This window comes from Modestobacter italicus, from assembly GCF_019799965.1.
Classification (GTDB): domain Bacteria; phylum Actinomycetota; class Actinomycetes; order Mycobacteriales; family Geodermatophilaceae; genus Modestobacter; species Modestobacter italicus_A.
The window spans coordinates 24,374-44,452 of sequence record NZ_JABGCJ010000007.1 but is presented as its reverse complement, the minus strand read 5'-3'; the positions used below and the strand labels follow the sequence as shown (position 1 = coordinate 44,452).

The 20,079-nt window shown below is 73.9% G+C and carries 21 protein-coding genes; 17 read left to right on the top strand and 4 right to left on the bottom strand.

Going from position 1 to position 20,079, the window contains the following annotated elements:
- The first annotated feature begins 62 nt into the window (after window positions 1–62).
- The 8 genes from HLA93_RS16725 (at window position 63) to HLA93_RS16690 (ending at window position 9,195) form a co-directional block, all read left to right on the top strand.
- Entirely contained in the window at window positions 63–1,481 is a 1,419-nt protein-coding gene (locus HLA93_RS16725; protein WP_222195567.1) for a Gfo/Idh/MocA family oxidoreductase, read from the top strand.
- A complete protein-coding gene (locus tag HLA93_RS16720; protein WP_222195566.1) occupies window positions 1,478–2,659 on the top strand; it encodes a Gfo/Idh/MocA family protein in 1,182 nt (393 codons plus the stop codon). Before HLA93_RS16725 ends, HLA93_RS16720 begins: the two co-directional genes overlap by 4 nt.
- A complete protein-coding gene (locus tag HLA93_RS16715) occupies window positions 2,656–3,822 on the top strand; it encodes a dihydrodipicolinate synthase family protein (protein ID WP_222195565.1) in 1,167 nt (388 codons plus the stop codon). Before HLA93_RS16720 ends, HLA93_RS16715 begins: the two co-directional genes overlap by 4 nt.
- Window positions 3,819–4,700 carry a sugar phosphate isomerase/epimerase family protein gene (locus tag HLA93_RS16710; protein WP_222195564.1) on the top strand — a complete coding sequence of 294 codons (882 nt, stop codon included), beginning with the start codon at window positions 3,819–3,821 and terminating at the stop codon, window positions 4,698–4,700. Before HLA93_RS16715 ends, HLA93_RS16710 begins: the two co-directional genes overlap by 4 nt.
- The gene (locus tag HLA93_RS16705; protein ID WP_222195563.1) at window positions 4,697–5,581 is read left to right on the top strand and encodes an NAD-dependent epimerase/dehydratase family protein; all 885 of its coding nucleotides are present in this window, start codon (window positions 4,697–4,699) and stop codon (window positions 5,579–5,581) included. The genes HLA93_RS16710 and HLA93_RS16705 overlap by 4 nt, the downstream gene beginning before the upstream one ends.
- Window positions 5,578–6,669 carry a mandelate racemase/muconate lactonizing enzyme family protein gene (locus tag HLA93_RS16700; RefSeq protein WP_222195562.1) on the top strand — a complete coding sequence of 364 codons (1,092 nt, stop codon included), beginning with the start codon at window positions 5,578–5,580 and terminating at the stop codon, window positions 6,667–6,669. Before HLA93_RS16705 ends, HLA93_RS16700 begins: the two co-directional genes overlap by 4 nt.
- A gap of 107 nt (window positions 6,670–6,776) precedes the next feature.
- Window positions 6,777–7,886, top strand: coding sequence for an ABC transporter ATP-binding protein (locus HLA93_RS16695; protein ID WP_222195561.1), 1,110 nt, complete (start codon window positions 6,777–6,779; stop codon window positions 7,884–7,886).
- A 118-nt stretch (window positions 7,887–8,004) separates the two neighbouring features.
- Window positions 8,005–9,195: an MFS transporter gene (locus HLA93_RS16690; RefSeq protein WP_222195560.1), complete on the top strand. Its 1,191-nt coding sequence runs from the start codon at window positions 8,005–8,007 to the stop codon at window positions 9,193–9,195.
- A gap of 69 nt (window positions 9,196–9,264) precedes the next feature.
- On the opposite strand, the gene HLA93_RS16685 is transcribed toward HLA93_RS16690, so the two are convergent.
- Window positions 9,265–10,089, bottom strand: coding sequence for an SDR family oxidoreductase (locus HLA93_RS16685; RefSeq protein WP_222195559.1), 825 nt, complete (start codon window positions 10,087–10,089; stop codon window positions 9,265–9,267).
- Between the two features lie 146 nt (window positions 10,090–10,235).
- Here HLA93_RS16685 and HLA93_RS16680 point away from each other — a divergent pair, with 146 nt between their 5' ends.
- The 6 genes from HLA93_RS16680 to HLA93_RS16655 all read left to right on the top strand — a co-directional run bounded on the left by HLA93_RS16680 (window position 10,236) and on the right by HLA93_RS16655 (window position 16,376).
- The gene (locus tag HLA93_RS16680) at window positions 10,236–11,318 is read left to right on the top strand and encodes an alkene reductase (protein WP_222195558.1); all 1,083 of its coding nucleotides are present in this window, start codon (window positions 10,236–10,238) and stop codon (window positions 11,316–11,318) included.
- 233 nt (window positions 11,319–11,551) lie between these two features.
- Window positions 11,552–12,553 (top strand): LacI family DNA-binding transcriptional regulator, encoded by a 1,002-nt coding sequence (locus HLA93_RS16675; protein WP_222195557.1) that lies wholly within the window; start codon window positions 11,552–11,554, stop codon window positions 12,551–12,553.
- 29 nt (window positions 12,554–12,582) lie between these two features.
- On the top strand, window positions 12,583–13,539 hold the full coding sequence (locus HLA93_RS16670; RefSeq protein ID WP_222195556.1) for an ABC transporter substrate-binding protein: 957 nt from the start codon (window positions 12,583–12,585) through the stop codon (window positions 13,537–13,539).
- Window positions 13,532–14,488 (top strand): amino acid ABC transporter permease, encoded by a 957-nt coding sequence (locus HLA93_RS16665; protein WP_222195555.1) that lies wholly within the window; start codon window positions 13,532–13,534, stop codon window positions 14,486–14,488. The genes HLA93_RS16670 and HLA93_RS16665 overlap by 8 nt, the downstream gene beginning before the upstream one ends.
- Window positions 14,485–15,264, top strand: a complete 780-nt coding sequence (locus tag HLA93_RS16660; RefSeq protein ID WP_439957985.1) for an amino acid ABC transporter ATP-binding protein — start codon at window positions 14,485–14,487, stop codon at window positions 15,262–15,264. Before HLA93_RS16665 ends, HLA93_RS16660 begins: the two co-directional genes overlap by 4 nt.
- Window positions 15,261–16,376 carry an aminotransferase class V-fold PLP-dependent enzyme gene (locus HLA93_RS16655; RefSeq protein ID WP_222195554.1) on the top strand — a complete coding sequence of 372 codons (1,116 nt, stop codon included), beginning with the start codon at window positions 15,261–15,263 and terminating at the stop codon, window positions 16,374–16,376. Before HLA93_RS16660 ends, HLA93_RS16655 begins: the two co-directional genes overlap by 4 nt.
- Window positions 16,377–16,446: 70 nt before the next feature.
- Here the strand turns inward: HLA93_RS16655 and HLA93_RS16650 are convergent, their stop codons facing one another.
- Entirely contained in the window at window positions 16,447–16,878 is a 432-nt protein-coding gene (locus HLA93_RS16650; protein WP_222195553.1) for a hypothetical protein, read from the bottom strand.
- A gap of 107 nt (window positions 16,879–16,985) precedes the next feature.
- On the opposite strand from HLA93_RS16650, the gene HLA93_RS16645 reads away from it, so the two are divergent.
- Together HLA93_RS16645 and HLA93_RS16640 are read left to right on the top strand one after the other, a co-directional pair.
- Window positions 16,986–17,453 carry a GNAT family N-acetyltransferase gene (locus HLA93_RS16645; RefSeq protein ID WP_222195552.1) on the top strand — a complete coding sequence of 156 codons (468 nt, stop codon included), beginning with the start codon at window positions 16,986–16,988 and terminating at the stop codon, window positions 17,451–17,453.
- Between the two features lie 35 nt (window positions 17,454–17,488).
- Window positions 17,489–17,845, top strand: a complete 357-nt coding sequence (locus HLA93_RS16640; RefSeq protein WP_222195551.1) for a hypothetical protein — start codon at window positions 17,489–17,491, stop codon at window positions 17,843–17,845.
- Between the two features lie 81 nt (window positions 17,846–17,926).
- On the opposite strand, the gene HLA93_RS16635 is transcribed toward HLA93_RS16640, so the two are convergent.
- Window positions 17,927–18,601 carry a DUF2306 domain-containing protein gene (locus tag HLA93_RS16635; RefSeq protein WP_222195550.1) on the bottom strand — a complete coding sequence of 225 codons (675 nt, stop codon included), beginning with the start codon at window positions 18,599–18,601 and terminating at the stop codon, window positions 17,927–17,929.
- Window positions 18,602–18,697: 96 nt separating this feature from the next.
- Here HLA93_RS16635 and HLA93_RS16630 point away from each other — a divergent pair, with 96 nt between their 5' ends.
- Complete coding sequence (locus HLA93_RS16630; protein ID WP_222195549.1) at window positions 18,698–19,396, top strand: TetR/AcrR family transcriptional regulator; 699 nt, start codon at window positions 18,698–18,700, stop codon at window positions 19,394–19,396.
- On the opposite strand, the gene HLA93_RS16625 is transcribed toward HLA93_RS16630, so the two are convergent.
- Window positions 19,382–20,020 (bottom strand): TetR/AcrR family transcriptional regulator, encoded by a 639-nt coding sequence (locus HLA93_RS16625; RefSeq protein ID WP_246626907.1) that lies wholly within the window; start codon window positions 20,018–20,020, stop codon window positions 19,382–19,384. The genes HLA93_RS16630 and HLA93_RS16625 overlap by 15 nt on opposite strands.
- Window positions 20,021–20,079 lie beyond the last annotated feature (59 nt).

Sequence of the window (20,079 nt, the reverse complement as noted above, 5' to 3'; positions counted from 1 at the left end):
GGCCACCGGCCGCCCCCTGGTCGCCCCGCCCAGCACCCCTGCTGCACCGCCGAGAGGGAGACGTGACCACCACCGCCCCGTCCGGGACCCCGGCGCCGCGTCGCTACGCGATCGTGGGCACCGGCCACCGCGCCGAGATGTACGTCGCCGCGCTGCTGGGCACCCACGCCGACGTCGGCCGGCTGGTCGCCCTCTGCGACCCCAACACCACGCGGATGGCCTACTACCAGCGCCAGTTCGCCGCCGCCCACCCCGGTGCCGCGCCGTTGCCGGCGTACGCGCCCCAGGACTTCGACGCGATGCTCGCCACCGAGCGTCCGGACACCGTCATCGTCGCCAGCGTCGACCACACGCACGCCGAGTACGTCTCCCGCGCACTGCGCGCCGGGCACGACGTGATCACCGAGAAGCCGCTCACCATCGACGCCGCCGGCTGCGCCACGATCGCCGACGCCGTCACCGACAGCGGGCGCGACCTGGTCGTCACCTTCAACTACCGGTACTCACCCCGGAACTCCGCCGTCCGCCGGCTCATCGCCGAGGGCGCCATCGGCACCGTCACCTCGGTGCACTTCGAGTGGGTGCTGGACTCCGTGCACGGCGCCGACTACTTCCGCCGCTGGCACCGGGACAAGTCGCTGTCCGGCGGGTTGTTCGTGCACAAGGCCACGCACCACTTCGACCTGGTCAACTGGTGGGTCGGCGCGGTGCCCGAGACCGTCTTCGCCCTGGGCGACCTGCGCTTCTACGGCGACGTCAACGCCCGGGAGCGCGGCCTCGGCGAGCGGCCGGCCCGCAGCACCGGCGCCCCGGACGCCGACGGCGACCCGTTCGCACTCGACCTGGCCGGCAACGACCGGCTGCGCCAGCTGTACCTGGAGGCGGAGGCCGAGGACGGCTACATCCGCGACCAGGACGTGTTCTCCCCGGGGATCACCATCGAGGACAACATGGCGCTGCTGCTCCGCTACGCCGACGGCCCGATGCTCAGCTACTCGCTCAACGCCCACGGCCCCTGGGAGGGCTACCGGGTGAGCATCAACGGCACCGAGGGCCGGATCGAGCTGTCGGTGGTCGAGCGGGCCGCGGTGCTCGCCGCGGACGGCGTGATCGCCCGGTTCGGCACCGCCGTGGACCCCAGCGCCACCCCGGAGGAGGTCCAGCCGGCGTCCGGTGCCCGGACCGAGGGCACCGAGCTGGTGCTGCAGCGCCGCTGGGAGGCCGCCCAGCGGATCGACGTCCCGGAGGGACCCGGTGCGCACGGCGGCGGCGACGCCCTGCTGCTGGACGACCTGTTCCGCCCCGGCACCCGCCCCGACCCGCTCGGCCAGGCGGCCGGATGGCTGGACGGCGTGCGCAGCGTGCTGGTCGGCGCGGCCGCCAACCAGTCCCTGACCACCGGCCAGGTCGTGCACCTGGCCGACTTCGGCGTCCCGCTGCGTCCTGCGCCCGCAGCAGCGCCCGCTGGGAACACCCGATGACCACCCCACCCGCCTCGGAGGCAAGCACCGTGTCCAGCTCGATCGGCATCATCATGAACGGCGTCACCGGCCGGATGGGCTACCGCCAGCACCTGGTCCGCTCGATCCTCGCCATCCGGGACGCCGGCGGGCTGGAGCTCGCCGACGGCCGCCGGGTGGTGCCGGAGCCGATCCTGGTCGGGCGCAACGAGCGCAAGCTGGCAGAGCTGGCCGCCCTGCACGGCGTCGAGCGCTGGACCACCGACCTGGACGAGGCCCTGCGGGACGACTCGGCGCCGATCTACTTCGACGCCCAGGTCACCCAGGCGCGCGAGAAGTCGATCAAGGCCGCGATCGCCGCCGGCAAGCACATCTACACCGAGAAGCCGACGTCGGAGTCCCTCGACGGCGCCCTGGAGCTGGCCCGCCTGGCCGCCGACGCCGGGGTGAAGAACGGCGTCGTCCACGACAAGCTCTACCTGCCGGGGCTGGTGAAGCTGAAGCGGCTGATCGACGGCGGCTTCTTCGGCCAGGTCCTGTCGGTGCGCGGCGAGTTCGGCTACTGGGTGTTCGAGGGTGACTGGCAGGACGCCCAGCGGCCCAGCTGGAACTACCGCAAGGAGGACGGCGGCGGGATCGTCGTGGACATGTTCTGCCACTGGTCCTACGTGCTGGAGAACCTCTTCGGCCGACCGGAGGCGGTCACCGCCAAGGCGGTCACGCACATCCCCACCCGGATCGACGAGCACGGGCAGGCCTACCAGGCCACCGCCGACGACGCCGCCTACGGCATCTTCGAGCTGCCCGGCGGCGTGATCGCGCAGATCAACTCCTCCTGGGCGGTGCGGGTCTACCGCGACGAGCTGGTGGAGTTCCAGGTCGACGGCACCGAGGGCAGCGCCGTCGCCGGCCTGCGCGAGTGCAAGATCCAGCACCGGGCCACCACGCCGAAGCCGGTGTGGAACCCCGACCTGCCGGTCACCGAGCGGTTCCGCGACCAGTGGCAGGTCGTGCCGGACAACGCCGACCTGGACAACGGGTTCCGCGCCCAGTGGGAGCAGTTCCTCCGCCACGTGCTCGAGGACGCCCCGCACCCCTACGACTTCCTCGCCGGCGCCCGTGGGGTGCAGGTGGCCGAGCTCGGCCTGCGGTCCTCGGCCGAGGGCCGCCGGGTCGAGATCCCCGAGGTGTCGGTGTGACCGGGCCGACCGTCCGGCTGCCCCGGGCCGACGGCACGGTCGGCGAGCACCGGCTCGGCCGGCCGGGTGACTTCACCCGGCCCGACGGGCCGCTGACCAGCCGCACCGCCTACGCCGCGGCGCACGTGGTGGCCGACCCGTTGGGCGACAACACCCCCGGCGCCCCGGTGGACGTCGACTGGGAGGCGACCCTCGCCTTCCGCCGGCACCTGTGGTCCTACGGCCTGGGCGTCGCCGACGCGATGGACACCGCCCAGCGCGGCATGGGCATGCCCTGGAGCACCACCGCCGAGCTGATCCGCCGCTCGGCCGCCGAGGCGCAGGCCTGCGGCGGGCTGCTGGCCTGCGGTGCCGGCACCGACCAGGCACCGGCCGACCTGGCCAGCACCGACGAGGTGCTGGCCGCCTACCTCGAGCAGATCGAGGTGGTCGAGGGCGCCGGCGCGAACGTGATCATCATGGCCAGCCGGCAGCTGGCCCGGGTGGCCCGCAGCGCCGAGGACTACGCCAAGGTGTACGCCCGGCTGCTCGAGCAGGTGTCGCGGCCGGTGGTCCTGCACTGGCTCGGCCCCATGTTCGACCCGGCGTTGGCCGGCTACTGGGGCTCGGCGCAGCTGACCGAGGCCACCGACACCGTGCTGCAGGTGATCTCCGACCACAGCGCGAAGGTCGACGGCATCAAGGTCTCCATGCTCGACGAGGCGCACGAGGTCGACATGCGCCGCCGGCTGCCCGACGGTGTCCGGCTCTACACCGGCGACGACTTCAACTACCCCGCGCTGGTGCGCGGGGACGGCGAGTCGTACTCGCACGCGCTGCTGGGCATCTTCGACGCGATCGCCCCGGCCGCCTCCACCGCGCTGCAGGCGCTGGACCGGGGCGACCTGGTCACCTACGACCGGTTGCTGGAGCCCACCGTGGCGCTGTCCCGGCACCTGTTCGGCACGCCCACCTACTACTACAAGACCGGGATCGTCTTCCTGGCCTGGCTGGCGGGCCACCAGTCCGGCTTCCGGATGGTCGGCGGCCTGGAGAGCGCCCGCAGCCCGCAGCACCTGGCCGAGGTCTTCCGGCTGGCCGACGCCGCCGGCCTGCTGCCCGACCCGGAGCTGGCCGCGAGCCGGATGCGCACCTACCTGCAGACCGTGGGGGTGCCCCAGTGAGCAGCGACCCCCGGCTCTCGCGGCTGTCCATCAACCACAAGACGGTCGAGGGCTGGGCGATGCCCGACTTCGTCGACGGGGTGGCCGCCGCCGGTCTCTCGGCACTGGGCACCTGGCGCGAGCCGGTCGCCGAGTTCGGCCTGGCGCGCTCCGCCAAGCTGATCCGGGACGCCGGCCTGCGGGTCACCTCGCACTGCCGTGGCGGGTTCCTCACCGCCACCGACCCCGCCGCCCGTGCGGCGGCGCTCGAGGACAACCGCCGGGCGATCGACGAGACGGCCACGCTGGGCGCCGAGTCACTGGTCATGGTGGTCGGCGGGCTGCCCGCCGGCTCGCGCGACCTGGCCGGTGCCCGCGAGCGGGTCGCCGAGGCGCTGGCCGAGCTCGCGCCCTACGCCGGCGAGCGCGGGGTGCGGCTCTCCCTGGAGGCGCTGCACCCGATGTACTGCGCCGACCGGGCCGTGCTCTCCACCCTCGCCCAGGCCCTCGACCTGGCCGCGCCCTTCCCGTCCGCGCAGGTGGGTGTCGTCGTCGACACCTTCCACCTGTGGTGGGACCCGGAGGTCTGGCGGTCGATCGCCCGGGCCGGCGACCGGATCGCCTCCTTCCAGGTCTGCGACTTCCTCATGCCGATCCCGGCCGACGCGCTGATGGCCCGCGGCTACATGGGCGACGGGGTGATCGACTTCCCGCCGTTCGTGGCCGCGGTCGAGGCGGCGGGGTGGACCGGGGACGTCGAGGTGGAGATCTTCAACGCCGACGTCTGGGCCCAGCCCAAGGCCGAGGTCGTCGAGACGGTCAAGCAGCGGTACCTGGACGTCGTGGTGCCCGGCGTCGGGGCGGGTGGCGTGGGCGCGAGCAACGTGGTGTCGGCGTGAGGGTGCTGGTCACCGGGGGCGCCGGCCGGCTGGGTCGCAGCGTCGTCGACGGGCTGGCCGACGCCGGCCACGAGGTCGTCTCGGTCGACGTCACCGCGGCGCCGTCGAAGAAGGCCGCGGCCACGTTCCCGGCCGACCTCACCGACCTCGGCCAGGCGTACGGGGTGATGGCCCGCTACCGGCCGGACGCCGCCGTCCACCTGGCCGCGATCGCCGTCCCGTTCAGCCGGCCCGAGTCGGTCATCCACGCCACCAACAGCGCGCTGGCCTACAACGTGCTGCAGGCCGCGATCGACCTCGGCGTCGGCACGGTGGTGACCGCCAGCAGCCCGACGGTCATGGGCTACGGCAGCCCGGCCGGCTGGGCCCCGCGGTACCTGCCGCTGGACGAGGACCACCCGCCGCGTCCGTGGAACGCCTACGGGCTGTCCAAGCTCGCCGCCGAGCAGACGATGCAGATGTTCGCCGCCCAGTACGGCGACCGGGTGCGGCTGGCGGCCTTCCGGCCGTGCTTCGTGATCGCCCCGGAGGAGTGGGCGGGCGCGCCGACCCAGCAGGGGCACACGGTGCGCGAGCGGATCGCCGACCCGCGGCACGGCGCGGTCTCGCTGTTCAACTACGTCGACGCCCGGGACTGCGCGGACTTCCTGGACACCCTGCTGGGCAAGGCGGGCGAGGTGCCCAGCGGCGAGGTGTACTTCGTCGGCGCGCAGGACGCACTGGCCGAGGCGCCGCTGGCCGAGCTGCTCCCCGAGCACTCCGGGGTGGCGCCTGAGCTGGCCGCCGGGCTGACCGGCACCAGCCCCGCGTTCAGCACCGCCAAGGCGGAGCGGCTGCTGGGCTGGACGGCGTCGCGCAGCTGGCGCACGGAGCTGCGATGAGGACCGTCACCCAGATGTCCAGCCGGCTGTTCCGGCTGCCGCTGTCCCGGCCGTGGGGCGCCGACGTGCCTGCGCTGCACCTGCTGGTCACCGAGCTGGAGACCAGCGACGGCCGTACCGGCACCGGCTTCAGCTGGACGCCGTCGATCGGGGCCCGCGCGCTGCAGGCGCTGGTCGACCACGACGTGGCCCCGGTGGTCGTCGGCGGGCCGGTCGAGCCCGGCGTGGTCTGGGACCGGCTCTGGTGGCACCTGCACGAGGCCGGTGGTGGCGGGCTGACCACGATGGCGATCGCCGCCGTCGACACCGCACTGTGGGACCTCGCGGCGAAGGCCGCCGGGCAGAGCCTGGTGGACCACCTGGGCCGCCGGCGCGACTCGGTCGCCGTCTACGGCAGTGGGGTCAACTTCCACTACTCCCTCGACGAGCTGGTCGCCCAGACCGAGCGCTGGGTCGCCGACGGCTGCACCGCGGTGAAGATCAAGGTCGGCCGGCCCGACCTGGCCGAGGACGTCGAACGGGTCGCCGCCGTCCGGGCGGTGCTCGGGCCGCACCGGCGGCTGATGGTCGACGCCAACCAGCGCTGGGACCTGCCGACGGCGATGCGCGCGGTCCGGGCGATGGCCCCCTTCGACCTGTACTGGGTGGAGGAGCCGCTGGTCGCCGACGACCTGCCGGCGCTGGGCCGGCTGCACGACGCCGGGCTGGGCGTGCCGATCGCGGTGGGGGAGAACGTCTACACCGCGTTCCAGTACCGGGCGCTGCTGGCCTCCGGGGCCGCCGACGTCGTCCAGCCGAACGTGGTGCGGGTCGGCGGCATCACCCCGTTCCTGCGGATCGCCCAGCTCGCCGCGGCGGCCAGCGTGCCGGTCGCGCCGCACCTGCTGCCGGACGTCTCCGGGCAGCTGGCGATGTGCCTGCCGCTGACCACGATGGTCGAGGACGTCGAGGACGCCTCGTTCGCGGCACTCGGCGCCCTGGCCGAGCCCAGCGGCGTGACCATCGCCGGGGGCGAGCTTCGCGCGCAGACCGCCCCGGGGCACGGACTGGTGTTCGCCACCGACCGGCTCGAGGAGCTGACCGGCTGAGCGCCGGGCATTGATCCGAGAAAGCGCTTGCCGTACGGTGATCGCAGTCACAGGCGCTTCGAGCACGGCAGTGGCTCGCGCGACAGCAGAGAGCAAGGGAGCTCCCCATGGCATCGGTCACCTACGACAAGGCGACCCGGCTCTACCCCGGCAGTGACAAGCCGGCCGTCGACGCGCTCGAGCTGCAGATCGAGGACGGCGAGTTCCTGGTCCTGGTGGGCCCGTCCGGCTGTGGCAAGTCCACCTCGTTGCGGATGCTCGCCGGCCTCGAGGACATCGACGGCGGCGCCATCCGGATCGGGGACGAGGACGTCACCGACGTCGAGCCCAAGGACCGGGACATCGCGATGGTGTTCCAGAACTACGCCCTCTACCCGCACATGAGCGTCGCGGACAACATGGGCTTCGCGCTCAAGATCGCCGGGATGGGCAAGGAGGAGCGCCGCGCCCGCGTCGTCGAGGCGGCCAAGCTGCTCGACCTGGAGCCCTACCTGGACCGCAAGCCGAAGGCCCTGTCCGGTGGTCAGCGGCAGCGCGTGGCGATGGGGCGGGCGATCGTCCGCAAGCCGAAGGTGTTCCTGATGGACGAGCCGCTGTCCAATCTCGACGCCAAGCTGCGGGTGCAGACCCGCACCCAGATCGCCTCGCTGCAGCGCCGGCTGGGCATCACCACCGTCTACGTCACCCACGACCAGGTCGAGGCGATGACCATGGGCGACCGGGTCGCGGTGCTCAAGGACGGCATCCTCCAGCAGGTCGCCAGCCCCCGGGAGATGTACGACCGCCCGGCCAACGTGTTCGTCGCCGGCTTCATCGGCTCGCCGGCGATGAACCTGGCCGAGGTGCCGCTGGTCGACGGGGGCGCGCGGCTCGGTGACATCGTGGTCGCGCTGCCCCGGAAGACGGTGGCCGCGGCGGGTGCGGACCAGTCCGTCACGCTGGGCTTCCGGCCCGAGGCGCTGGAGCTGGCCGAGCCGGGGCAGGGCTTCCGCGCCCGGGTCGACCTGGTCGAGGAGCTGGGCTCGGACGCCTTCGTCTACGCCTCCATCGCCGACGAGCAGCTGGCCGAGCGCCTGCACGGCGGCGACACTGCGCAGATCGTGGCCCGGGTCGACGCCCGGCGGCCCCCGGCCAAGGGCGGCGACGTGTGGCTGAGCATCCGCCCGGGCGAGGAGCACGTCTTCTCCACCAGCACCGGCCGCCGGCTGTCCGACTGAGGAGGACCCGGGTCTCCCCTCGCAGGCGCGGGGCGGGACCCGGGGCGGGGCCGTGATGGGCTGACCGGGCCGAGGCCGGCCACTGGACGGCGCCGTGGGCGCCGACGGGGAGTTGAGAGTGCCGACGTCCGGTCCAGCTGCGTCCACGCCCGGGCGCGCGCCGCGGTGGCTGTTCCAGCTGCTGGGCGTGATGGCGCTGATCCAGGCGGCCATCGCCGTCGCCCGGCCGGTCTCGGCCTACCGGGCGATCGACCTGGGTGCCGGCGCCACCGAGATCGGCCTGCTCACCGCCGCGTTCGCGCTCCTGCCCATGGTGGTGGCGCTGCCGCTGGGTCGGGCGGCCGACCGGTGGCGACCCGAGCCGATCCTGGTCGGCGGCGTGGTCCTGCTGGTGGTCGGCTGCCTGCTGCTGGCCACCAGTGGTTCGCTGGTCGCGCTGGGCATCGGCAACGTGGTGCTCGGGCTGGGCAACCTCGGCTGCATCGTCGGTGGGGAGAACGTCGTCGCCCGGTTGCCCGCTGACCGGCTGGACTCCGGGTTCGGGCTGTTCACCGCCGTCGTCTCGGCCGGCCAGCTGGTCGGCCCGGCGCTGGCCGGCGCGGTGCTCGCCACCGCGCCGGGGGAGCTGTCGGCCGGCACCGCGCGTGCCCTGCTGCTGAGCGCTGGGCTGTGCGCGCTGGCGGTGCCGGCGGCCTGGTGGCTGGCGGCCGGTCGGCGCTTCCCGGCGGCCGCGGCCCGGCCGACCGGCAGGACCTCGGCCTTCCGGCTGCTGTCCAGCCCGGCGGTGAGCACGGGGATCTTCGCCAGCCTGGTGCTGGCCGCGGCGGTCGACCTGCTCACCGCCTACCTGCCGCTGCTGGGGGAGAGCCGGGGCATCTCCCCGGCGGTCGTCGGCGTGCTGTTGAGCGTCCGGGCCGGGGCGACCGTCGCCTCCCGCGTGCTGGTGCAGAAGATGCTGGTCCGGCTGGGGCGGGCCCGGCTGGTGGTGCTGAGCACCGTGGGCTCGGGGATCGCCGTCGCCTTCCTGCCGGCCACCGGCAACGTGTGGGTGCTCGGGGCGCTGCTGGCGCTGATCGGCTTCCTGCTCGGCGTCGGGCAGCCGCTGCTGATGACGCTGATCATCCGGGCGGTGCCGGACGACGCCCGCGGCACGGCGCTGGCGCTGCGCCTGGTGGGCAACCGGGTCGGGCTGGTCGGCACCCCCGCGGCGGCCGGCCTGCTCGCCGGGGCGGCCGGGGTCTCCGCGGCGTTCTGGCTGCTCGGCGGCCTGCTCGCCGTCGCCGTCGTCGGCGCCCGGCACAGCGACTGACCCCCGCGCGGGGGAGGTGCCCCGCGCGGGGAGAGTGCCTTCACCCGACGCCGGTCGCGGCGGCGCAGGTCAGCCGTGGGCCTTCTTGGACAGGTCGTCCCACTCGTTCCACTCCGCCAGCCGGGACTCGTAGTCGCGGGTGGCGATGCCCAGCGGTGCCTCGCCGAAGAAGACCCGCAGCGGCGGGTTCTCGGCGTCCACCAGGGCGAGCACTGCCTCCCGGGTGGCGACCGGGTCGCCCGGCCTGCCGCCCAGCCGCTGCTTGCGCTGCTCGGCGGCCTTGACCCGGAAGGCGTCGTAGGCCGGGTTCTCCGCGGCGTGCGCGGCCGAGGCGCCGCCCCAGTCGGTGGAGTAGCCGCCGGGCTCGATGAGGGTGACCTTGATGCCGAAGTCGGCGACCTCCGCGGCCAGCGACTGGCTGAAGCCCTCCAGCGCCCACTTCGAGGCGTTGTAGATGCCGATGTTCGGGAAGGCGGAGATCCCGCCGATGCTCGACACCTGCAGCACGTGGCCCGAGCCCTGCTCGCGCAGGTACGGCAGCGCTGCCTGGGTGACCCACAGTGCGCCGAACACGTTGGTGTCGAACTGGGCGCGCGCCTCGGCCTCGGAGATCTCCTCGATCATGCCGAACTGGCCGTAGCCGGCGTTGTTCACCACGACGTCCAGGCCGCCGAAGTGGTCGTGCGCCCGGGCGACGGCCGCGAAGACGGCGTCCCGGTCGTCGACGTCCAGCTGGATGGGCAGGACGGCGTCGCCGAACTGCTGCACCAGGTCGGCCAGCGTGTCGGTGTTACGTGCGGTGGCGGCCACCCGGTCGCCGCGCTCGAGGGCCGCGATCGACCACTCCTTGCCGAACCCGCGCGATGCGCCGGTGATGAACCAGGTCTTCGCCATGTCTGCTCCTCGCCGAAGGGACGTCTGGCAGGCGTCAGCGCAGTGGCAGGTGGTTGTGTTCCACCAACGGTCGGGAGCGACGTGACGATCGCCGCAGTCCGCGCCGTCTCGGAATGGTCCGCCCGCGCAACGACCTTGCAGCGACCATGGACCTGTTCTCTCCCGTGGCGCTCGGTGATATCGAGCTCGCCAACCGCGTCGTGATGGCCCCGCTGACCCGCATGCGCGCCGGTGCCTCCGGCGTCCCGAACGACCTGATCGTCGAGCACTACGCGCAGCGCGCGAGCCTCGGCCTGATCATCACCGAGGGCACCTACCCCCGGTACGAGTCCCAGGGCTTCGTCGGCCAGCCCGGCATCGTCACCGACGAGCAGGTGGCCGGCTGGCGCCGCGTCGCCGAGGCGGTGCACGCCCGCGGCGGCCGGATCGTCATGCAGGTGATGCACGCCGGCCGGGTCACCCACGCCGACGTCAACGGCGGCCGCCGGGTGGAGGCGCCCAGCGCCATCGCCATCCAGGGGGCCGGCCACACGGAGCAGGGCAAGCAGGACTACCCCGTGCCGCATGCGCTGACCGTCGAGGAGGCCCGCGAGGTCCGCGACGACTTCGTCGCCGCCGCCCGCCGCGCGATCGACGCCGGCCTGGACGGCGTCGAGGTGCACGGCGCCAACGGGTACCTGCTGCACGAGTTCCTCTCCCCGGCCTCCAACCAGCGGGACGACGTGTACGGCGGCTCGCCGGAGAACCGGGCCCGCTTCGTCATCGAGGTCGTCACCGCGGTCGCCGAGGCCGTCGGCGCCGGCAAGGTCGGCCTGCGGATCTCCCCGGAGCACAACATCCAGGACGCGCTGGAGACCGACCGGGACGACGTCCGGGCCACCTACGGCGCCCTGCTCGACGCGCTGCGCCCGCTGGGCCTGGCCTACCTGTCGGTGCTGCACGCCGAGCCGGCCGGTGAGTTCGTGCAGGAGCTGCGCCGCCGCTTCGGTGGCCCGCTGATCGCCAACAGCGGCTTCGGCACGGTCACCACCCGCGCAGAGGCGATCGAGCTGATCGACGCCGCGCACGCGGAGGCCGTCGCGGTCGGCCGGATGGCCATCGCCAACCCCGACCTGGTCGAGCGCTGGGTCGGCGCGCACCCGGAGAACACCCCGAACCCGGCGACCTTCTACGCCGCCGGCGCCGAGGGCTACACCGACTACCCGACCCTCCAGCTCAGCCAGAGCTGACCCGCTGGGCGCTGATCGCCGGCCCTCCTGCGGGGGCCGGCGATCAGCGCGGGTCCGTCGGTCACGGAACCGTTGCGGACCGTTCAGACCCTTGACATGTGGTCGCCGTCACCCGGACGATCCCCTGCATGACTACGTTGTCATCGGGTCCGCCCGACCGGCCGATGACTACGTTGTCATCGACGGACGACGCGGGTCACGCCGCTGCCCGGGGAAGCGCTCGGCTGCCCACGATGGTCGACGTGGCCCAGGCCGCCGGTACGTCGCAGAAGACGGTCAGCCGGGTCGTCAACGGCGAGCCCGGGGTGCGCCCGGAGACCGTCGAGCGGGTGCAGCGGGCCATCGCCGAGCTCGGTTTCCGCCGGCACGACGGGGCCAGCCACCTGCGACGGGGCACCAGCACCGCCAGCATCGGCCTGGTGCTGGAGGACCTCGCCGGGTCCTTCTACTCCGCCGTCACCGCCGCGGTCGAGCGCAGCGCCCGCGAGCGCGGCTACCTGCTGCTCACCGGCTCAGCCGACGGCGATCCCGAGCGGGCCGGGCGGCTGGTGCAGGCCTTCGCCGCCCGCCGGGTCGACGGCCTGCTCATCGCCCCCAACCTGGTCGGCGACGAGGTGCTCACCGCTAACCTCCCGCCCGACGTCCCGGCCGTGCTGCTCGACCGGCCCAGCGCCGACCACCGCACCGACGAGGTGCTCTCGGACAACGCCGGCGGCATCGCCGCGGCGGTGCGACACCTGGCCGGGCAGGGGCACCGGCGGATCGCCTACCTCGGCGACGACGAGCGGTTCTGGACCTCCCGCCAGCGCCGCGACGGCTTCCTCGCCACCTGCGCCGAGCTGGGCCTGCCCACCGACGGCCTGGTCTCCCTCGGCGCACTCGACCCCGTCGGCCTCGCCGCGGCCGTGAACGGCTGGACCGCCGACGGCGTCACCGCGGTGGTCACCGGCAACAACCGGGCCAGCGTCGCGCTGCTGCACCACCTGCACGAGCACCCCGGCCCGCGCCCCGCGCACGTCGGGTTCGACGAGCTCGACCTCGCCGACGTCCTCGACCCGCCGCTGACCACCGTCGCCCAGGACGCCGGCGGCATCGGCCAGGCCGCGGTCGACCTGCTCTTCGAGCGGATCGGCACGCCGACCCTGCCGCCGCGGTCGGTCGTCGTCCCCACCCGTCTCGTCGTCCGGCGGTCCAGTCCGCCGCCGGACGCCGCACCTGTCCGGAACGCCCGATGACCGTACGTCCCGACCCCCAGGAGAAGCCCGTGTCCCGAAACCGCCTCCCCCTCCGCGCCGCCGTCCCGGTCGCGCTCACCACCGCCCTGCTGCTGGCCGGCTGCGGCGGTGGGGACGACGACGCCGCGGCCGACTCCGGCAGCGGTGGCGGGAGCAGCAGCGCCGACTCCGCGGTGCCCGACACCAGCGACGTCGTCGGCGGCGTCGAGGAGGACCCGGCGCTGGCCGAGGGGCTGCCGGCCGACCTGACCTCGCTGTCGATCGGCTCCAACGTGCAGTCCCCGCCGAACAACTTCTACGCCGAGGACGGGACGACCCCGGTCGGCTTCGAGGTCGACATCATCACCGCGATCGGCAACAAGCTCGGCCTGGACGTCGAGTACTCCGACATGGCCTTCGACTCGCTGATCACCGGCCTGCAGACCGGCCGGGTCGACGCCACGATCGCCGGGATGAACGACACCCCCGAGCGGCAGGGGTCGATCGACTTCGTCGACTACTTCGAGTCCGGCATCACGATCATGGTGCAGAAGGGCAACCCGGCCGGCATCGAGGCCAGCGCCGACCTGTGCGGCCAGGCGATCGCCGTCGTCCAGGGCACGACCCAGGAGGACTTCGCCGCCGAGCAGTCGGCCGAGTGCGAGGCGAACGGCGAGGAGCCGCTGGCGGTCACCGCGACCCCGAGCGACTCGCAGAACCAGACGCAGCTGCGCACCGGCCGGGTCGACGCGATCCTCAACGACCTGCCCACCGCGGTGTACATCTCGCAGACCGCGGGAGACGGCGAGTACTTCGAGACCGTCGACCAGGACCCGATCAACGGTGGCCCCTACGGCATCGGCCTGAACAAGGAGGACACCGCGCTGCGCGACGCCATCCAGCAGGCGCTGCAGCAGCTGATCGACGACGGCACGTACGGCGAGATCCTCGAGGCGTGGGACGTCACCTCCGGCGCGGTCGACCAGGCGACCGTCAACGGTGGCTGACCGCGCCGGCGCGGCGCTGACCAGGCCGGTCGACGCACCGGGGGACAGCGAGCTGCTGCCCCAGGTGCGGATCCGGCACTGGGGGCGCTGGGTGGCCGGGCTCGTCGTCCTGGCCGTGCTGGGGCTGCTGCTCCAGGCGATCTCCCAGGGCGACATCGACTACGACAGCATCCCGGCGCTGCTCACCCAGGACGTGATCCTGGAGGGCCTGGTCGACACCATCGTGCTGGCGGTGATCGCGCAGGCCGGCGCGATCGTCATCGGCACGGTGGTGGCGCTGATGCGCACCTCGGCCAACCCGGTGCTGCGCTGGGTGTCGTGGGCCTACATCTGGGTCTTCCGCGGTCTGCCGGTGCTGCTGCAGATCCTGCTCTGGTACAACATCGCGCTCGTCTTCCCGACGTTCTCGATCCCGATCCCGTTCACCGACGCCTACCTGCTCGACCAGCCGGCCAACGTGATCATGACCGGGTTCCTGGCGGCGCTGCTGGGGCTGGGGCTCAACGAGAGCGCCTACATGGCCGAGATCGTCCGGGCCGGGCTGACCAGCGTCGACCGGGGGCAGACCGAGGCGGCCAAGTCGATCGGCATGGGGCCGGCCAAGGTGCTGTCCCGCGTGGTCCTCCCGCAGGCGATGCGGGTGATCATCCCGCCGACCGGCAACGACTTCATCAACATGCTCAAGGGGACGTCGATCGCCTCGGTGATCGGCTTCACCGAGCTCATCCACGCAGCCAACGCGCTGTCCAGCCGCAGCCTGGCGGTCATGGAGACGCTGCTGGCCGTGGCCGTCTGGTACATGGTGGTGGTGAGCGTGGCCAACGTCGGGCAGTACTACCTGGAGCGGCACTACAACGCCTCGATCCGACCCACGGGCACCCGCGGGTCGGTGTGGGCCAAGGTCGGCGGCTCGTTGCGCACGCCACCGTTCATGCGGGGCTCCCGGTGACCGCGGCGCAGGGCGAGGTGCTGGTCCGGGCCCGGGGGCTGCGCAAGCACTACGGGTCGCTGGAGGTGCTGCGCGGGGTCGACCTCACGGTGCGCCGTGGCGAGGTCGTCGTCCTGCTGGGTGCCTCCGGGGCCGGCAAGAGCACGCTGCTGCGCTGCGTCAACCACCTCGAGGCCGCCGACGGCGGCGAGATCTGGGTGGACGACGTGCCGATCGGTTTCCGGCACGACGGCGGCAAGCTGCACGAGCTGCGGGAGGCCGAGGTGGCCAAGCAGCGTGCCGACATCGGCATGGTGTTCCAGCGGTTCAACCTGTTCCCGCACCGCACCGTGCTGGCCAACGTCACCGAGGGGCCGGTGCAGGTGCGCGGCGTCCCGCGGCGCGAGGCGGAGGCCTACGCCCGGGAGCTGCTGGAGCGGGTCGGGCTGGGCGACAAGGTCGACGCCTACCCCGACCGGCTCTCCGGCGGGCAGCAGCAGCGGGTGGCGATCGCGCGGGCGCTGGCGATGCGGCCCAAGCTGCTGCTGTTCGACGAGCCGACCAGTGCCCTGGACCCCGAGCTGGTCGGGGAGGTGCTGGCGGTGATGACCGAGCTGGCGCGGGAGGGGATGACGATGATCGTCGTGACCCACGAGATCGCCTTCGCCCGCGAGGTCGCCGACCACGTCGTGTTCATGGACGGCGGGGTGGTGGTCGAGGAGGGGCCGCCGGAGCAGGTGATCGGGGCGCCGCAGCACGAGCGCACCCGCGCCTTCCTGGCCCGGGTGACCGCGTGAGCGCTGGCTACCTCAGCTGCTTCACCGAGGACGAGGGCTACCTGGACTTCGCCCGGGTCGGCCCGCCGTCCCGGCCGGTGGTGGAGGCCGGGGCCGGTGCGCTGGCCGCCGTCGCCACCGCCGGGTTGGGGACCGTCGACGAGCTGATGGGCGCCGAGGCCCGGGCACTCGCCGCGGCGTCCCGGCTGCTCGGCTTCGTGCCCGGCAACGTCGTCTACTCGCCCAGCACCTCCGCCGGGCTGTTCCAGGCGGCCTTCGCGGTGCGCGGGCCGGTGCTGGTCAGCCCGGCGGAGTTCCCGGCCAACCTCTACCCGTGGTGGCGGGCGGAGGCGGCGGGCCGGCTGGACGTCGTCGACCTGCCGGCCGGGCCGGTGACGCCGGACGCGGTCCGGGCCGCGCTGGTCGACGCCGACGCATCGGCGCTGGTCGTGAGCGCGGTCGACTTCGCCACCGGGTTCCGCGCCGACCTGGCCGGGCTGCGCGAGGTGCTGGGGGAGCGGCTGCTGGTCGTCGACGGCATCCAGGGCGTCGGCGCGGTCGAGCAGGACTGGACGGCGGCCGACGTGCTGGTCGCCGGTGGGCAGAAGTGGCTGCGGAGCGGGTGGAGCACCGGCGTGGTCGCGGTGTCCGACCGGGCACTGGACCGGCTGGACCCACTGCTGGCCGGCTGGACCGGGGTGCAGGGTGCCACCGACTACGACGGGCTGGAGCACCCCCTCGCCGACGGCGCCGCCCGGTTCACCACGACGAACACCAGCCCGGTCGCGCAGGCCTGCCTGGCCGCGGGGCTGGAGCTGCTGGAGCAGGCCGGGCCCGCGTGGGTCGCCGGCCGCATCTCCTCAGGGGTCGACGAGCTGCTGGAGCTGCTGGACCGGCGCGGCGTGGACGTGACGTCGTCCCGGACGCCGGCGCAGCGGGCCGGGATCGTGGCCTTCCGGGTGCCCGGGGTCGACGGAGCGGACCTGCACGCCGCGCTGGGCCAGGCCGGGGTCACCTGCACCCGGCACGGTGAGCGGGTGCGGTTGAGCGTGCACGCGACGACGGGCCGGGCGGCCCTGGACCGGGTCGACGCCGCCCTCGCGCAGCTCGAGCCGGCAGGCGCCCGGGCCTGAGCTCGCCGTTGGTCGCTGGTCGTCGTCTCCCGCCCCGGGGCACGACGGTCGGTGACCAACGGCGAGCAGGTCAGGCGACGTTCTGCGCGGGGAGCTGGTCGGTCAGGGCCTCGGCGAGGTGCCGGCCCCGAGGCGGCGGCACGACCCACAGCGGCTCGGAGATGCGGACGACGTCCTCGGCCTCGGCGACCGGGCCCTCCTCGACCAGTTCGGCCTCGACCGGCGCGTCCTCGACCCCGACCCGCTCGTCCTCGGTCAGCTCGGCGTGGGCCGGCTCGTCGTGGCTCGCCTCGTCGTGGGTCGGGTCGGCCTCGACGGGAGCCGGCGCCTCGGCGACCGGGGGGAGCTCCAGCCGCACCGGGGTCTCCGCGATGGTGGTGACGGCGGCCGCGCCGTCGGCGTGCATCCGGGCGATGGACGCCAGCGCGGCGGTCGCCAGCTCCGCGATGACCTGCACGTCCGCGGTCGCGGGGGACTCCTCGACAAGGGCGTGGTTGCTCATGTGTCCAGTTCTCGGCAGCCGTGCGGCCGGTCGTGACCGGTTCGTCACGGGTACGTGGGGCGCAATCCGCTGGACGTCGCACCGGGCCGGTCGGCACAGTCCCGGCCATGATCGAGATCCGCGACTACCGTCCGGCCGACTGGGACGCGATCGCCGCAGCGCACGACGCCGCCCGGCTCCAGGAGCTCGGGTACTCGGTGGGGGTCGAGGCGTTCCTGACGTTGGAGCAGACCGCCGAGGACGAGGGGCTGTTCGACGACCGGCTGTGGGTGGCCGAGCTCGACGGTGCCGTCGTCGGCTTCCTGGCCTACGCCGACGGTGAGCTCACCTGGATGTACGTGCACCCGGCTCACCAGGGACGCGGCGTGGGGGCGGCGCTGATCGAGCGGCTGTTCGCCCACGTCGAGGCGGAGGGGGTCGACCGCGTCGAGCTCACCGTGCTGGACGGCAACCCGGCCCGGCGGCTCTACGAGCGGTCCGGCTTCACCCTGGTGGAGACGAAGACCGGCGGGCTGGTCGGCAACGAGTCGTTCCAGGCGACCGGGCACGTGATGGAACGGCGTCTGCGTCGGTAGCGTGCCGCCGTCCGGCCCTGTCGTGAGGAGTGCCCGTGATCCGACGCGTCGACCACCTGGTCACCGGGATCGGCCTGGTCGTCGCCGCGGCCGTCCTCCTCGCCGTGCTGCTGGCCACGGGCGGCGTGACCGCGCCGCGGGTGGTGGGCGCCGCGCTGCTGGCCGTGGCGGGGGCGCTGTTCGTCGTCTCCAGCCGGCGGGTCTCCCCGACGTCGGCGGGGGACCGGCTGTGGACCCGCGACCGGACGGCGTTCGGCCTGCTGCTGGTGCTCGGGGCCGTGGAGGTCGCCCTGTGGAGCGTCGGGACGCCGGACAGCTCCGGTCGGTGGGGCGTCGCCACCGGCTTCCTGGTGGTGGGCGTCGTGCTGGTCATCACCGGCCGGCGGTCCTAGGACGGCAGTGCGACCCGGCCTCGGGGAGATGGCGCGGGCGGGGTCGGCGCCCGGCCGGCTGGGACCGGCCCTGCCCCCGGCTCAGGCGGGTGCGGCGGCGGGTGCGCGGCGCTCCCGGGACGGCACGGCCGGCCGGCGTCGCAGCGCCCACTCGACCACCGCCAGGTTGACCACCCAGCCGGCCAGCATGGCGAGCACCCGGCCGCCGCCGCTGGGCTCGGCGCCCAGCAGCACCCAGGGCAGGTGGGTCAGCACCTGGGTGCCCGCGCCCAGGCCGATCGCGTAGCCGCGGGCCATCCAGGCGCGGTGGGCCGAGATGTCCCGCCGCAGGACGGCGCGGACCCCGAGCACGATGCAGCCGGCCATCGCGACACCGAAGAACAGCCGGATCGGGGTCAGCAGCACGTCGTCGGCGGGCGGTCGCGGGTAGGACACCGTCATCCACAGCCCGGAAAGCGCCGCGGCGAGCCCGGCCGGCACCAGCACGCGCCCGGCGCGTCGGTGCCAGCCGGGTCGACGCCGGCGGATGCGCGGTACGAACTGGAACGCCCCCAGCAGCGAGTACACGGTCGCGCTCACGATGTGCACCACGACGGGCACCGGCGAGGCGACGAACCGCGCGTTGGCCGCCGTCACCGCCGGGTCGCCGGCCAGCTCGGCGACCCGGGCCGCCCCGGCGAGCACCGGGACAAGGCTCAGCAGGACGAGCCCTGCCGCGACCCACCACTGGCGCCTGCTCGCGCTGCTGGTCGACATGGCGTTCTCCTCTGACTGGGAGGTGTACGGCGTACACCCGATGCAGCGGAACGGTAGGTGTACGCCGTACACCTGTCAACGAGGTAGGTTCCGCTCATGGCTCCTCCGGGGCGGCGAGCGCCGCTGAGCACCGACCGCGTGCTGCGCGCCGCGGTGGAGCTGGCCGACGCGGTGGGCATCGACGCGGTGAGCATGCGGCGGCTGGCCCAGGAGCTCGGCGTCGTCCCGATGGCGCTGTACAAGCACGTGGCGAACAAGGACCAGCTGCTCGACGGGATGGTCGACGTCGTCCTCGGCGAGATCGAGCCGGCCGACCCTGACCTGGACTGGCAGGCCGCGGTACGGGCGCGGGTGCTCTCCGCGCGGCGCGCGGTGCTGCGGCACCCGTGGGCCCGGCAGGCGATCGAGTCGCGGACCCACCGGACGCCGACGGTGCTCGGCTACATGGACTCCCTCGCCGGCACGTTCCGCCGCGGCGGGTTCTCCGCCGACCTGACCCACCACGTGATGCACGCGCTGGGCAACCGGATCTGGGGGTTCAGCCCCGAGCTGTTCGACGAGCCGCCGGCCCCCGATGCCGCGCCGCCGTCGGCCGAGGAGCAGCAGGCGCTGGCCGCTGAGTTCGCGGCGAGGTACCCGCACATCCTGGAGATCGCCGTGGCGGCGACCGGCGATGACCTGTCCGGCGTAGGCGCCGGCTGTGACGAGCAGTTCGAGTTCGAGTTCGCCCTCGACCTGCTGCTCGACGGCTTCGACCGGCTCCGCGCGCAGGGCTGGTCCTCAGCGCGCCGCTGACCTCTCGTCGTCCGGGGCCGGGCGGTGCCAGCCCTGCTCGACCGAGGCGCGGCAGCGGTCGGGGTCGTCGCCGCAGGCGGTGAACAGTGCGCGCAGCAGGAAGGGGCCGTGGTCGAGGGTCTCCCGCGGGAGGGGCCCGGTGGCGACCAGGGAGACGAGCCCATGGCCGATCGTCCAGCTCTGGATGGCCAGGTCGAGCGGGACGACGTCGGCGCGGAACCGCCCGGCGTCCCGGCCCCGGCGAGCGGCCTGGACCAGGTGCTCCAGGGTGGCGTCGGCGGCCGGGAGGTCCTCCAGGTCGACGCTGGCGTCGAACATGACCCGGTAGAGGTCGGGGTGGGTGAGGGCGTTGTCCAGGTAGGCCGCGGCGAGGGCGGTGAGGTCGCGCACCGGGTCGTCGGACACCGGCACGGTCGTGAGCCGGGCGCCCAGCCGGGTGAAGCCCTCCTGGCGCAGCGCCTGCCACAGGCCGTCCATCCCGCCGAAGTGCGTGTAGACGGCCATCGTCGAGACGCCGGTGCCGGCGACCAGGGAGCGCAGCGTGATCGGCTCGCGGGCCCGGAGCATCACGGCGGCCCGCTCGATCAGCTGGGTCCGGACCGCCGGGTCCTTCGGGCGAACCATGGCGGGAACACTACATGGCATAGCGATGCTATGTTCAGCGCAGCCCGGAGCGCCCGGGC